The following is a 13,056-nucleotide window of genomic DNA, read 5'->3' on the forward strand; positions in this document are numbered from 1 at the left end:
AATTATTGATTAATTAAATTAGTGCTCTTCAGATGCCATCGACAGATAGACAACAGTCAGAACCATAAAAATAAAGGCTTGTAGCGTAATAATCAGTATGTGGAAGATAGCCCAAGGTAGGCTTAACAACCACTGTGACCACCACGGAAGCAGAGCCGCGATAAGAATAAAGATCAATTCACCTGCATACATGTTACCAAACAGTCGCAGACCGAGTGATACAGGTTTTGACAGCAGGCTTACCCCTTCAAGAATCAAGTTGACTGGAATGAAGACAGGATGGTTAAAAGGCTGCATAGTGAGCTCTTTTGTAAATCCGCCAATTCCTTTCATCTTGATGCTGTAAAAGAGGATTAGGATAAACACACCAATAGCCATCGATAAAGTGACACTAACATCTGCGGTTGGTACTGCACGTAATGCAGGTAACCCGAGATAATGCTCAGCAATATACGGAAGGAAATCAATTGGGAGTAAATCCATCAGGTTCATTAAGAATACCCAGACGAACACCGTTAATGCTAAAGGAGCAATAACTTTGCTCTTACCGTGATACATATCACGGACTGAGTTATCAACGAAACCAATGATCAGTTCTATTGCAGTCTGTAACTTACCGGGTACGCCACTAGTCGCATTGGCTGCAACTCTTCTAAATAGCCACAGGAACAGAGCCCCGAGAACTACTGAGAAAAAAAGCGAGTCAATGTTCAACGTCCAAAATGTTGGACTAGCGTGGGGATCGACCAACTTAAAGGTACTCAGGTCCAACTGAAGGTTTCTCAGATGGTGGCCTATGTAATCCTCTGTAGTCATCACTTCTCCTGATGCAGACATGATGCCTCTTACCCTTTTGTAGTTTAAAAATACTTACCGTTTAAAAACGGCTGGTGCAACAATCTGAACAATTAGCACCGCTAAATAGGTCAAACCCAGTGGTGTTAATGACGCTTTGAACACACCGAAAGCAACAACTAAAACAACGATAGTTGTAACAACCTTTAGCCCTGCTCCTAATGCTAAGAACCAGGCAATGCGGACAGGTTCATCCTCTTCCTTTGCTTTCTGAAATTGTGCTAGCAGCATAAATACGATATTTGGTAACCAGCATGCTAACCCACCAGCAAGAGCAGAGGCCCCCCATTCTATACTATTTGCACAGAAAGCCCCACTGAGGATCACTAAAGTTATAAACTGAACAGACAACTGCTTTGCAGCATGCTTGTTGTCATAAAGGGATACAGACATAACTTTTCGTATACTCCCAGCTCTTCTCAGCCTCAGAAACGCTAAGTGTTGTATAAAACTGCCTTTGCGTAAATGTGTCAAGAGACAAAAACGAGCAAATTATACGGGCAGGCGAAATGAATTCAATCAGTAAGTAGCGAAAAGGTGAATAAATATTTAATTTTTTCGAGTTAGCGCAGAATTGTCGCTGTAATATTTAATAAATAGTTAATGAATTGCTACATTCGTTCACTTAAATGTGACATTAATCACATTTAGCTTTATTTATTCCTTCAACTTTCATCACAAGAAAAATTAGATTTAATCTGTAAATCAAATAATTAAGAAATATAATTTTTAAGCTAAATAATGAATCTATAAATCAAATATTTCACTGTTAACTAATTTATTAGCTAAATCGATTAAGTCAAAATAGCCAATTACATTCATTTTTTCCTTTCAGCTTATTATTTTTGAAACTTATTCGTTATTTCCATGTAAATAATGCGTGAAATTCGCGTTTTTGTTATTTGCTCAAAAATAAAAATAGCCGCCTGCTTTTCAACATTCGGCTATCGCTCTAAAAGATAAAATTATTTGATAGAAAGCAACTTTATTTCAGCGAAATTTTAACTAAATGGCGTTGCTCATCAAGTTCTGGTATTTCAAGTTCAGTGATAGATTCAATCACAAACCCTTCTGGCAGCGCCATTTCATCATCACGAATGACACCTTTTAGAGCGTAAAAACGCCCTTCAGGTGAAGGTAAATGGTGGCACCAACTCAACATATCATTCAACGATGCAAACGCACGACTAATCACACCATCAAAACCATTTGCAACGGGATACTCTTCAACTCGCGACTGAACGGGTTCGATGTTAGTTAGTCCTAACTCATGTTGAACCTGTTTTAAAAAGCGTACACGCTTCCCTAAGCTGTCCAATAGAACAAAATGGGAATCAGGTCGAACAATGGCTAAAGGAACGCCTGGCAAGCCAGGGCCTGTTCCAACATCGATAAACCGTTGTCCGTTGAGTTGACCGTTCACCACTATGCTATCCATGATATGACGGATTAACATTTGTTGAGGGTCACGCACGGACGTCAAGTTATAGGCTTTGTTCCATTTAACTAGTAACCCAACGTAATCAACTAACTGCTGTTTTTGCTTTTCCGTTAAATCGATATCGGTTTTGGCAAGTAATTGATTGAGTTTTGATAATAAATCCATGTTAAGCGCTCCGGCGTAGCATGCCTTGTTTTTTCAACCAAACAAGTAAAATAGAAATTGCCGCAGGAGTGATCCCTGAAATACGTGAAGCTTGGCCTATCGACGTTGGTTTGTGATCGTTCAACTTTGCCATCACTTCGTTAGACAAACCTTTCACTTGTTTATAATCAAGATCAACAGGTAACAAGGTGTTTTCATTGCGTAATTGTCTTTCGATTTCTTCTTTCTGACGCGCAATGTAGCCTTCGTATTTAACTTGAATCTCAACTTGATCAGCAGCTTGTTGATCTTCAATTGCAGGTGCAAACAAGTTTAACGAAGTCAGCACTTGGTAAGTCATTTCAGGGCGACGTAATAAATCTTCACCATTGGCTTCCTTGGATAACGGAACAGTTAATATTCCGTCAATCTCAGTATGGTTATCAGATTTAGGGTGCACCCAGATATCTTTTAAGCGTTGACGCTCTTTTTCAATCAGTTCCACTTTTTTGTTGAAATGTGCCCAACGTACATCGTCAACGAGACCAAGTTCACGGCCTTTTTCTGTTAAACGTAGATCGGCGTTATCTTCACGTAACATCAAGCGGTATTCCGCACGTGAGGTAAACATACGGTATGGTTCTTTGGTGCCAAGTGTACAAAGGTCGTCAACAAGGACACCGATGTAAGCTTGGTCACGACGAGGGAACCAACCTTCTAAACCAAAGGCATGTTGTGCAGCATTCAAGCCAGCAAGCAAGCCTTGAGCGCCTGCTTCTTCATAACCCGTTGTGCCGTTAATTTGGCCAGCGAAGAACAAGCCATTAATAAATTTGCTTTCAAGTGTTTGTTTGAGATCGCGTGGGTCAAAGAAATCATACTCAATCGCATAACCAGGACGAATGATCCTTGCGTTTTCCATCCCTTTCATTGAGTGCACAATTTGCATTTGTACATCAAATGGCAGGCTGGTGGAAATCCCGTTAGGGTAGATTTCATTGCTCGTTAAGCCTTCTGGCTCTAAGAAAATTTGATGTGAGTCTTTGTCTGCAAAGCGCATCACTTTGTCTTCGATTGACGGACAGTAACGAGGACCGATCCCTTCGATGATCCCTGCATACATTGGGCTACGATCAAGGTTATTTCTGATCACATCATGGGTTTTTTCATTGGTGTAGGTGATATGGCAAGGCATCTGTTGTGGATGTTGATCTTGCGAACCTAAAAATGAAAATACAGGCATTGGGTCGTCACCTAGCTGTTGAGCTAGCTGACTGAAATCAATAGTTCTTGCATCAATACGTGGGGGAGTTCCCGTTTTTAAACGGTTAACACGTAGTGGTAATTCCCTTAAACGCTGTGAAAGGGAGATTGATGGTGGATCACCTGCACGACCCCCACTGTAATTTTCTAACCCAATATGAATTTTTCCATCAAGGAAAGTCCCAACGGTTAATACCACGGCTTTGGCTTTAAATTTTAAGCCCATACGGGTAATCGCCCCTGTGACTTGATTGTTTTCAACAATCAGATCTTCAACAGGTTGCTGGAAAATCATTAAGTTAGGTTGGTTTTCTAAAGCTGTTCTAACTGCTTGGCGATAAAGAACACGGTCTGCTTGTGCACGAGTTGCACGAACAGCTGGGCCTTTGCTGGCATTTAATGTTCTAAATTGAATACCCGCTTTGTCTGTTGCTGTGGCCATTAAACCACCGAGGGCATCAATTTCTCTGACCAGATGCCCCTTACCGATCCCACCGATGGCTGGGTTGCAAGACATCTGGCCCAATGTATCAATATTGTGAGTCAGTAATAGGGTTTGACGCCCCATACGTGCAGCTGCCATTGCTGCTTCAGTACCGGCATGACCACCACCAATTACGATGACGTCAAATTGCTCTGGATAAAACATGTGTGAACCTTAAACGTTAGAAAATGCTGACTGTGCATTTGAGGAGAGAATTCTACTCAAGTTTGAGGAAGAGACCAAGCCTTAGGTTTCTCCCCTATATAATATAAAGATCTTTTTATTTAAAGATCTCTTTATTAGATCTTTTATTAGGATCATCTGTTTCTGTGGATAAGTGGATTTTCACTTTAAAGATCATAAAAGTGTAAAGGATCATATACTGTGAATGATCCGTGATCCGATTGCGTATAAGCTGGGATCAAAATGGGTACTTATGCACAGGCCTTGGTGGCCCTAAAACTTATACTCTGGATAACTACCGGTTAATACCGGGATCTTCCCTGAGTTATCCACAGTTGATTGCTTCTATTTTAACCAAATTATAGTTCGTTTGCCCAAATTTTAACCCATTCTCCAGCGGGATCTTCAGGAATTTCGTGTTTTTGAATGTCTATTTCAAAACATTCCCCGATCCGTTTAGCCCCTTTTCCACTTAATAAGGCATCTAATTTGTGGATCGCACCACAGAAAGTGTCATATTCCGAGCTACCGATCCCAACGGCACCAAATTTCACTTGGCTGAGATCAGGTGAGCTTTCTTCTATAGCATCAAAGAACGGTTGAATGCTGTCAGGTAGATCACCTGCTCCGTGAGTCGAGCTCACCACTAGCCAAATGCCCTCAAGTGTTAAGTCATCAAGCTCTGGACCATGTTGAACATCTGTTTCATAGCCGAGTTCTTCTAAAATCTCCGCCATGTGCTCTGCAACATATTCCGCACTGCCCATTGTACTGCCACTTATTAAGGTTACTTTTGTCATGGTGATTCTCTTTCACAATAATAGGGCGCTATTGTACGCTGTGAATGAGCTGGGATCTACCTGTGGATAATGTGGTTATATCATTTTTTTTTCTAAGGGTTGATTGTACGTAAGATCGGGTTCTGTAAGGAGATCAGGGTTTCTGTAGATTGAATCTCATCAATCGTTTGAATTTTGTTGATAAGTACGTCTTGCAGGGCATCAATTGATTTGCACATGACCTTAATAAAAATGCTGTATTGACCCGTCGTATAATAAACTTCGACTACCTCTTCTAAGGCATCCAATTTCTTTAATGCAGTCGGGTAATCTTTTGCACTTTTTAAAATAATGCCAATAAAGCAGCAGACATCAAAACCTAACTGTTTCGGATTGATATCAATACGGGTGCCTTTGATAATCCCCGCTTGCTTCATTTTTTCAACACGAACGTGAATTGTTCCTGGGCTTACTGCAAATTTTTTGGCTAATTCTGCGTAAGGTGTACGGGCATTTCCCATTAATTCGTGAAGTATGTCACGATCGAGATTATCGATTTGATAATTTTCTGGCATTATTTTGCCTCCATTTTAACGATTATTCATTTTTATACTCATTTTTTTAATTAAAATAAACAGTAAAGGCTTTTTTTAATGATGGATATTGAATTTATACCTCATTTTGTTGCTTAATCTATACATCAGCTAATACAGCAAACAAATTATGGGTAGCAAATTATGGACAAGTCATTCATCGAACATCAGCAACAAATTAGTTTTGTTAAATCCTATTTCTCACGTTTACTTGAAAAAGAGCTTGGTTTAATCGAAGTGCAAGGACCAATCCTTAGTCGTCTTGGTGATGGTACGCAGGATAACTTATCAGGCAGCGAAAAAGCAGTTCAAGTGAAAGTGAAATCAATCCCAGGTGCAACCTTTGAAGTGGTGCACTCATTGGCTAAATGGAAACGTAAAACGTTAGGTCGTTTTGGTTTCAGCGAAGGCCAAGGACTCTATACGCACATGAAAGCGTTGCGTCCGGACGAAGATCGCTTAACCCCAATCCACTCCGTCTATGTCGATCAGTGGGATTGGGAAAAAGTGATGGCAGATGAGGAACGTACACTTCCTTATCTGAAACAGACAGTGGGTAAAATCTACAAGGCAATAAAAGAAACAGAAGCTGCCGTAAGTAAAGAGTTTGGACTGGCACCGTTCCTGCCAGACCAAATTCACTTTATCCACAGTGAAGAGCTGTTACAGCGCTACCCTGACCTAGATGCAAAAGGCCGTGAGCGCGCAATCGCGAAAGAACTTGGCGCCGTTTTCCTTATTGGTATCGGTGGTAAGTTATCCAGCGGTGAATCACACGATGTACGCGCACCAGACTACGACGACTGGACAACAGAAAACGAAGACGGTTTTTGTGGTTTAAACGGTGACATCCTTGTGTGGAACCCTGTGTTACAAGATGCATTTGAGCTGTCTTCCATGGGGATCCGTGTTAGCCCTGAATGCTTAACACGTCAATTAAGCCTGACACAAGATGAAAAACGCATGGAATTAGAATGGCACCAAGCGTTAGTTAAAGGTGAAATGCCACAAACTATCGGCGGGGGTATCGGCCAATCACGTTTAGTGATGTTGCTTCTGCAACGCCAGCACATTGGCCAAGTCCAATGCGGTGTTTGGGCGCCAGACATGCAAGAATCTGTTGAAGGTATGCTGTAATTAGCGACTAAAGCGGCGTAACAGCCTGCTTTTTAACCCGGTGTCAAAACGCCAAATATGGTCGAATATTTTCATGATGCCGGGTTTCCCATAATTTGACACAGATACCGCATGGAAGCGGTATTTCCCTTTCTTCTGCATGGTTTTGATTTTTTGAATGAGTTCATCAGGCAAACGCTGAGCCACAAAATCAGAAATAACCACTGCATCCGCATCCATCCATTGTTTTGATTCTAATTTGACGGTTGTTTCTTGCAAACAAGCTGCAAGGTCTGTTCCACCTTTAAATGTTTGATGTAAAAACCGAATACACTGCTCCAACCCATCCGTAGATAATAAATCGTAATGCACAATATCGGTGGAAAATAGCATCACATGGCATGCGCGGTTATCGGCTAACGCGATTTTCATGAGCGCAAGGCAAAATGCTTTTGCACAGCGCTCATTTAATCCCCCCATTGAGCCTGATGTATCAATACACACCACAAATGGCCCTCGAGGTTGTTCTTCATCATGGTGATGTGTAATGGGGCGCAATACTTTTCTTTCTTGCCAGCTATCCCCTTGCAACCGATAAGTTAATAGCTGTTTTTCCAGTAATTTTCGATAAAACTCAAATTCTATTTCTTCAATACCCAACATAGCGAGTTCAGCGGGTAATAAACGCAAAATATCATCACTTTGGTTTAAGCCATTAACTTGTTCAGGTACTGTTTCAGGTACTTTCTCCATGATAGTCATCGGTTCTAAAACCACACTATCATCAGGGATAGCTTGTGCTGTTTGGCTACGGCCTAATAATTGAGCTATTTTTTCGAGCTCAGGCTGCTGACGTAAAAATTCACTGTAGCGATTTAACAGTTGGTCATTATAAGCGGAGGTCATATTCACCCCTTTGCTTAAATCCCACAAACGACCAGCTGCCCGTTCATTTTCACCCAGAATATCTTCTAAGTTTCCACTTAAGGCTAACCTGCGTTGTAATTCCGCCAGCAATTGTTCTTTTTCTTGCTCTAAAAGCTCTTTATGCAGGGTTGTGACTTGCAAAATTAAGCTGGTTCGCCACTTTTGGACAAACAAAGCTTGCCTTGCACTGCGGTTTTCAATTTTACCACTTTGCAACAGACTCGCTTCTCGGTAAAACGGCGAGTCGATTTGGTTAAGCCTTTCTATTACAGAAGGGAGTCGTGTAAAGAAAGCATCCGTTGAGATCCCAAGGGACTGTCGATACAGCTCAAATTCTTCAGAAAGTTGCGCGGGAACCAACGCATCTTGCAGGCGCTGTTTCAGGTCTTTTTTCCAACTGGATAAGTCTTTCAATAATGCCTTTTTTAAACGGGGATGTTTTTCAAAAAATACTGCCAATTGCGGCGTAGCAAGGAGAGAGATAATAATCTCTTCTATTAATTGGCTTTCATTAACCGAAAGCAACATTTCCAGAGTGGCTAAACTCATCATAATTATTCGGCCACTTTGCCTGTGATTTGGTTGCGTAATTGCGTTAATTTCTCTGCAAGTTGCAGAAAACTTTGTTCAATATCCGCCAGCCAATGGGCTTCAATAAAAAGGTTGGGTTGCTGTTTTTCAAATTGATAACGGGCAGATTGGATATCGGATTGAATTTTATCCAGCTTATCTAACCATTCTTGGTTATTTGATGTGGAGGTTTGTGTGGCTGTTTTATCTTGGATATATAAGGTTGATGATTGATGGCTAATATCCAATAACTGTATCTGATTTAAATTATTCACCTCTGCAGCAATTTCTTGTGCAAAACCAATACCATTTAAATGTGCAGATAATGTCGTGCCTTTATTTAAAAATAAAGTGAGTGCTTTTTTGTCTGTGGTAACAAACGTCACTTTCATATTATGCAGTTGCAATGGTCGATGTAAAAACAGCGTGATCCGCCCTTCATGAATATGCTCAGGTAACACATACGAGGCCTTACGAGCAAACATCGCATTGTTTTTATTCACTTTAAAAGCATCTTGGCTATTTTGATCTTGTGTAGATGACATCCATTGTTGGTAAATTTGCTCAATTTCACGGGTAAATTTACGCTGCTGCCAACCCTCTTCTTGTAAAAGGGATTGAATTAATCGCGGTAATGCATTCATCGATTGCATATCATGCCACAGGCAATCTTTTAAAAGCACAATATCAAGGGGAGAGACACTGCTACGGCCATTGAAAAATGCACTTGCCTGTAATAAGTATACCGCTTTTTTCCAGCGCCTATCTGAGACATAAACGTGCTTATCAGTGGCATCTAATTGCTGGCGCAGTTGATAGATCAGCTCAAAACAGTGATCGGGTAGCGTAATTTTAGGGATTTCTTGTTGCCACTGTTGGTATTCTTCATCGCTGATTTTTAAATGTTCAGGAACTTGGGATCCTTCTAACGACGATTTTCCCGTCAACAATGCACGGAAGTTTTGTTTTTCCTGCACTTTATCAAGCCAAATACGCACTAACATACGGTCAAAAAGGGCTTCTAAACTATTATCTGCATCAGGCAACTCGTTTGAAGCCGTGACGAGCAAACGCATGGGAATGGATTTTTCTTCATCGCCATTACGGAATTTGCGTTCATTGATTGCCGTTAATAGCGTATTGAGAATAGCAGGGCCCGCTTTCCAGATCTCATCTAAAAAAACCACTTCAGCATCAGGCAAATAACCTTTAGTTAGACGTTCATAGCGCCCTTCATCTTTGAGGGCTTGAATGGATAAGGGGCCAAAAATTTCTTCAGGCGTCGAAAAGCGCGTCATTAAGTATTCAAATGCATGTGCATGACGAAAAGCATATTTCATTCTCCGCGCAATTAAGCTTTTCGCAATACCTGGAGGGCCTAATAGAAAGACACTTTCACCACTGAGTGTGGCTAATAAACACAAGCGTATTGCCTGTTGGCGTTCATACAAACCGCTTTCAAGGTAATTACTCAGTTGGGCGATACGCTCAGCAAGTTGCATAACAGTTCCTTTCTATTGGAGAGTTATTGATAAAGGCTATCAATTCCTTTTATTACATACTGCGGCCATTTTTTCCATTTTTCTTTGATGTACCCCAAAAAACAAGAAAAAACGATTCAGCTATAAGTGATTCAATAAGTTATTGTTTTTAAGCTTATCACTCGCTAACGAAACGTTTCGATGATGATCACAAATATCGACTATCAATATTGAGTTGTGACTTATCTAAACTATTATTAGATAAGCGAAACGTTTCGCTTATCAGAAATGGCGGTGAAAAAATGAAAAAAGGTGTTCTGCTTAATGCCAATATTACTTCAGTGATTGCAAAATTAGGTCATACCGACCAAATCACACTGGCGGATGCAGGTTTACCCATTTCAACGGGGCCTGAGCGGATTGATTTAGCGATAACGCAAGGGTTACCTGATTTCATGGCTGTTTTGCGAGTGGTTACGCAAGAAATGCAGGTCGAAAAAGCGATTATTGCAGAAGAAATTAGTGCAATGAATCCCATTATGGAAACGGCTATTTTAACGCATTTGAATGACCTACAAACTGAGCAAGGCAATCAAATTGAAATCATCTATTGCAGTCATGAACGTTTTAAACAGCTGACCCATGACAGCAAAGCGGTCATTAGAACAGGGGAATGCTCGCCATTTGCGAATGTAATCTTGTGTTCTGGTGTGACTTTCTGAGGTGACTATGCAACCTTTATTAGAACTTATCGGTATCGATAAATCATTTCCGGGCGTGAAAGCGCTCAGCGGTGCGACATTAAATGTCTACCCCGGAAAAGTCATGGCGCTGGTGGGGGAAAATGGGGCTGGCAAGTCAACCATGATGAAAGTGCTCACTGGTATCTATCAAAAAGATGCAGGTAAAATTCGCTTTCTTGGCAAAGAAGTGGCGTTCAATGGGCCAAAAAGCTCCCAAGAGGCGGGTATTGGTATTATTCACCAAGAATTAAACCTGATCCCTGAGTTGACTATCGCAGAAAATATTTTCCTTGGGCGCGAATTTGTTAGTGCGTTTGGCAAAATTGACTGGAAAAAAATGTTCAGTGAATCAGACAAACTGCTTAAACGCCTCAACCTTGATTATGACAGCCACCAAACCATTGCTGAACTTTCGATTGGTGAACAGCAAATGGTAGAAATTGCTAAAGTTCTTAGTTTCCAATCTCAAGTGATCATCATGGATGAACCAACGGATGCGCTTACTGATACGGAAACAGAATCATTATTCCGCGTTATCGAAGACTTAAAAGCACAAGGCTGCGGTATTGTTTATATCTCTCACCGGTTAAAAGAAATCTTTGAAATTTGCGACGATGTTACCGTGTTTCGTGATGGTCAGTTTATTGGCGAAAAACCCGTTAGCGAATTAGAAGAAGAAAAACTGATTGAAATGATGGTGGGAAGAAAACTTGAAGACCAATACCCGCGCATTGATGTTCAAGCGGGTGATACCCGCTTACAGCTAGAAAATGTATCAGGTCCCGGAGTTACAAACGCCAGCTTCACGTTGAAAAGTGGTGAAATTTTAGGTGTTTCAGGGTTAATGGGCGCAGGGCGAACCGAGCTGATGAAAATCATCTACGGCGCAGCTTCCAAGAAATCAGGTTCGATTAGGTTGGAAGGCAACCCTGTTAACTTGAAAACCCCGCAAGATGGCCTAAATAGCGGTATTGTGTACATTTCAGAAGACCGTAAACGCGATGGATTAGTGTTAGGCATGTCAGTCAAAGAAAATATGTCGTTGACGGCTTTACGTTATTTCAGCCGCACGGGTGGTTCACTTAAACATGGCGAAGAGCAACAAACGGTCAGTGACTTTATTCGCCTTTTCAATATTAAAACCCCATCTATGAACCAAATCATTGGTAACCTTTCTGGCGGGAATCAACAAAAAGTGGCTATCGCCCGAGGGTTGATGACCAGACCAAAAGTGTTGATCCTTGATGAACCAACACGTGGTGTTGATGTTGGGGCAAAAAAAGAGATTTATCAGCTAATTAACCAATTTAAGAAAGAAGGGCTGAGCATCATTTTAGTCTCTTCAGAAATGCCTGAAGTGATTGGAATGAGTGACCGCATTTTGGTGATGCACGAAGGTCATATCAGCGGTGAATTTACTGCCAAAGAAGCGACTCAGGAAGCCTTAATGGCTGCCGCAGTGGGTAAAAATTACGGCTCAGTTCAGGAGTTATCAGTATGAGTTCAACAACTGCATCATCAAAACGCTGGTTCAGCAAAGCTTGGCTGATGGAACAAAAATCGTTAATTGCGCTATTAGTCTTAATTGCCATCGTATCAACATTAAGCCCTAATTTTTTTACGGTGAATAACCTATTCAATATTTTGCAGCAAACGTCGGTGAACGCCATCATGGCGGTAGGCATGACGTTGGTTATCTTAACATCAGGGATTGACCTGTCAGTGGGCTCATTACTTGCACTGACGGGCGCGGTTGCTGCATCGATGGTTGGGGCGGAAGTCAATGCCTTGGTTGCCGTTGCTGGCGCATTAGCGCTGGGAGCGGCAATTGGCGCATGTACAGGGATTATTGTTGCGAAAGGGAAAGTCCAAGCCTTTATCGCAACATTGGTGATGATGCTTTTATTGCGTGGCGTGACTCGTGTGTATACCGATGGTAGCCCGATAAACACGGGCTTTAGTGATAATGCAGATTTGTTTGGCTGGTTTGGTATTGGCCGCCCATTAGGTATTCCTACCCCAGTTTGGTTAATGATCATTGTATTTGTTGCGGCATGGTACATGTTGCACCACACTCGATTAGGCCGTTATATCTATGCGTTAGGTGGCAATGAAGCGGCAACTCGCTTATCAGGCATTAACGTCGACCGCATCAAAATTATTGTTTATGCCTTATGTGGTTTGCTGGCGGCACTGGCAAGTGTGATTGAAGTTGCACGTTTGTCATCGGCACAACCCATGGCAGGTAATGGGTATGAGCTAGATGCTATAGCCGCTGTTGTACTCGGTGGTACAAGCCTTGCGGGCGGAAAAGGGCGCATTGTCGGTACGTTGATTGGTGCGCTGATCCTTGGTTTCTTAAACAATGGCTTAAACTTATTAGGTATTTCGTCGAACTATCAGATGATTGTCAAAGCGGTCGTCATCTTACTTGCGGTACTTGTTGATAATAAAAAATAACCCTACAGGAAAACGAT

Annotated in this window: 12 protein-coding genes; 4 read left to right on the forward strand and 8 right to left on the reverse strand. The window is 41.5% G+C overall.

Annotation, left to right across the window (positions count from 1 at the left end; translation table 11 throughout):
- Positions 1-18 precede the first annotated feature (18 nt).
- The 6 genes from atpB to asnC form a co-directional block, all read right to left on the reverse strand.
- Positions 19-837 carry a F0F1 ATP synthase subunit A gene (gene atpB, locus J6836_RS17645; protein ID WP_042846803.1) on the reverse strand — a complete coding sequence of 273 codons (819 nt, stop codon included), beginning with the start codon at positions 835-837 and terminating at the stop codon, positions 19-21.
- A 33-nt stretch (positions 838-870) separates the two neighbouring features.
- Positions 871-1,248, reverse strand: a complete 378-nt coding sequence (gene atpI, locus J6836_RS17650) for a F0F1 ATP synthase subunit I (RefSeq protein ID WP_042846804.1) — start codon at positions 1,246-1,248, stop codon at positions 871-873.
- A gap of 592 nt (positions 1,249-1,840) precedes the next feature.
- A complete protein-coding gene (rsmG, locus tag J6836_RS17655) occupies positions 1,841-2,461 on the reverse strand; it encodes a 16S rRNA (guanine(527)-N(7))-methyltransferase RsmG (RefSeq protein ID WP_219245202.1) in 621 nt (206 codons plus the stop codon).
- A gap of 1 nt (position 2,462) precedes the next feature.
- Positions 2,463-4,352, reverse strand: a complete 1,890-nt coding sequence (gene mnmG, locus J6836_RS17660) for a tRNA uridine-5-carboxymethylaminomethyl(34) synthesis enzyme MnmG (protein ID WP_219245203.1) — start codon at positions 4,350-4,352, stop codon at positions 2,463-2,465.
- A 377-nt stretch (positions 4,353-4,729) separates the two neighbouring features.
- Entirely contained in the window at positions 4,730-5,170 is a 441-nt protein-coding gene (gene mioC / locus J6836_RS17665) for an FMN-binding protein MioC (RefSeq protein ID WP_219245204.1), read from the reverse strand.
- A 92-nt stretch (positions 5,171-5,262) separates the two neighbouring features.
- Positions 5,263-5,724: a transcriptional regulator AsnC gene (asnC, locus tag J6836_RS17670; protein WP_219245205.1), complete on the reverse strand. Its 462-nt coding sequence runs from the start codon at positions 5,722-5,724 to the stop codon at positions 5,263-5,265.
- 162 nt (positions 5,725-5,886) lie between these two features.
- Between asnC and asnA the strand changes: the two genes are divergently transcribed.
- A complete protein-coding gene (gene asnA / locus J6836_RS17675; RefSeq protein WP_206085511.1) occupies positions 5,887-6,879 on the forward strand; it encodes an aspartate--ammonia ligase in 993 nt (330 codons plus the stop codon).
- Here asnA and viaA read toward each other — a convergent pair whose 3' ends face one another.
- Positions 6,880-8,337: an ATPase RavA stimulator ViaA gene (viaA, locus tag J6836_RS17680; RefSeq protein ID WP_219245206.1), complete on the reverse strand. Its 1,458-nt coding sequence runs from the start codon at positions 8,335-8,337 to the stop codon at positions 6,880-6,882.
- Between the two features lie 2 nt (positions 8,338-8,339).
- Positions 8,340-9,857: an ATPase RavA gene (gene ravA / locus J6836_RS17685; protein ID WP_219245207.1), complete on the reverse strand. Its 1,518-nt coding sequence runs from the start codon at positions 9,855-9,857 to the stop codon at positions 8,340-8,342.
- Between the two features lie 281 nt (positions 9,858-10,138).
- Here ravA and rbsD point away from each other — a divergent pair, with 281 nt between their 5' ends.
- Genes rbsD through rbsC form a run of 3 tightly spaced genes read left to right on the forward strand, consistent with a single transcriptional unit; the run spans position 10,139 to position 13,039 of the window.
- Complete coding sequence (gene rbsD / locus J6836_RS17690) at positions 10,139-10,558, forward strand: D-ribose pyranase (RefSeq protein WP_219245208.1); 420 nt, start codon at positions 10,139-10,141, stop codon at positions 10,556-10,558.
- Between the two features lie 7 nt (positions 10,559-10,565).
- The gene (gene rbsA / locus J6836_RS17695) at positions 10,566-12,080 is read left to right on the forward strand and encodes a ribose ABC transporter ATP-binding protein RbsA (RefSeq protein ID WP_219245209.1); all 1,515 of its coding nucleotides are present in this window, start codon (positions 10,566-10,568) and stop codon (positions 12,078-12,080) included.
- The gene (gene rbsC, locus J6836_RS17700; protein ID WP_219245210.1) at positions 12,077-13,039 is read left to right on the forward strand and encodes a ribose ABC transporter permease; all 963 of its coding nucleotides are present in this window, start codon (positions 12,077-12,079) and stop codon (positions 13,037-13,039) included. The genes rbsA and rbsC overlap by 4 nt, the downstream gene beginning before the upstream one ends.
- Positions 13,040-13,056 lie beyond the last annotated feature (17 nt).

The organism is Providencia sp. R33 (assembly GCF_019343475.1).
In the GTDB taxonomy this organism is placed as follows: Bacteria; Pseudomonadota; Gammaproteobacteria; order Enterobacterales; family Enterobacteriaceae; genus Providencia.

Coding starts and splice junctions, on each gene's coding strand:
- asnA (WP_206085511.1), top strand. CDS start 5,887: ATGGACAAGTCATTCATCGAACATCAGCAACAAATTAGTTTTGTTAAA.
- asnC (WP_219245205.1), bottom strand. CDS start 5,724: ATGCCAGAAAATTATCAAATCGATAATCTCGATCGTGACATACTTCAC.
- rsmG (WP_219245202.1), bottom strand. CDS start 2,461: ATGGATTTATTATCAAAACTCAATCAATTACTTGCCAAAACCGATATC.
- rbsC (WP_219245210.1), top strand. CDS start 12,077: ATGAGTTCAACAACTGCATCATCAAAACGCTGGTTCAGCAAAGCTTGG.
- mnmG (WP_219245203.1), bottom strand. CDS start 4,352: ATGTTTTATCCAGAGCAATTTGACGTCATCGTAATTGGTGGTGGTCAT.
- mioC (WP_219245204.1), bottom strand. CDS start 5,170: ATGACAAAAGTAACCTTAATAAGTGGCAGTACAATGGGCAGTGCGGAA.
- atpI (WP_042846804.1), bottom strand. CDS start 1,248: ATGTCTGTATCCCTTTATGACAACAAGCATGCTGCAAAGCAGTTGTCT.
- ravA (WP_219245207.1), bottom strand. CDS start 9,857: ATGCAACTTGCTGAGCGTATCGCCCAACTGAGTAATTACCTTGAAAGC.
- atpB (WP_042846803.1), bottom strand. CDS start 837: ATGTCTGCATCAGGAGAAGTGATGACTACAGAGGATTACATAGGCCAC.
- viaA (WP_219245206.1), bottom strand. CDS start 8,337: ATGATGAGTTTAGCCACTCTGGAAATGTTGCTTTCGGTTAATGAAAGC.
- rbsD (WP_219245208.1), top strand. CDS start 10,139: ATGAAAAAAGGTGTTCTGCTTAATGCCAATATTACTTCAGTGATTGCA.
- rbsA (WP_219245209.1), top strand. CDS start 10,566: ATGCAACCTTTATTAGAACTTATCGGTATCGATAAATCATTTCCGGGC.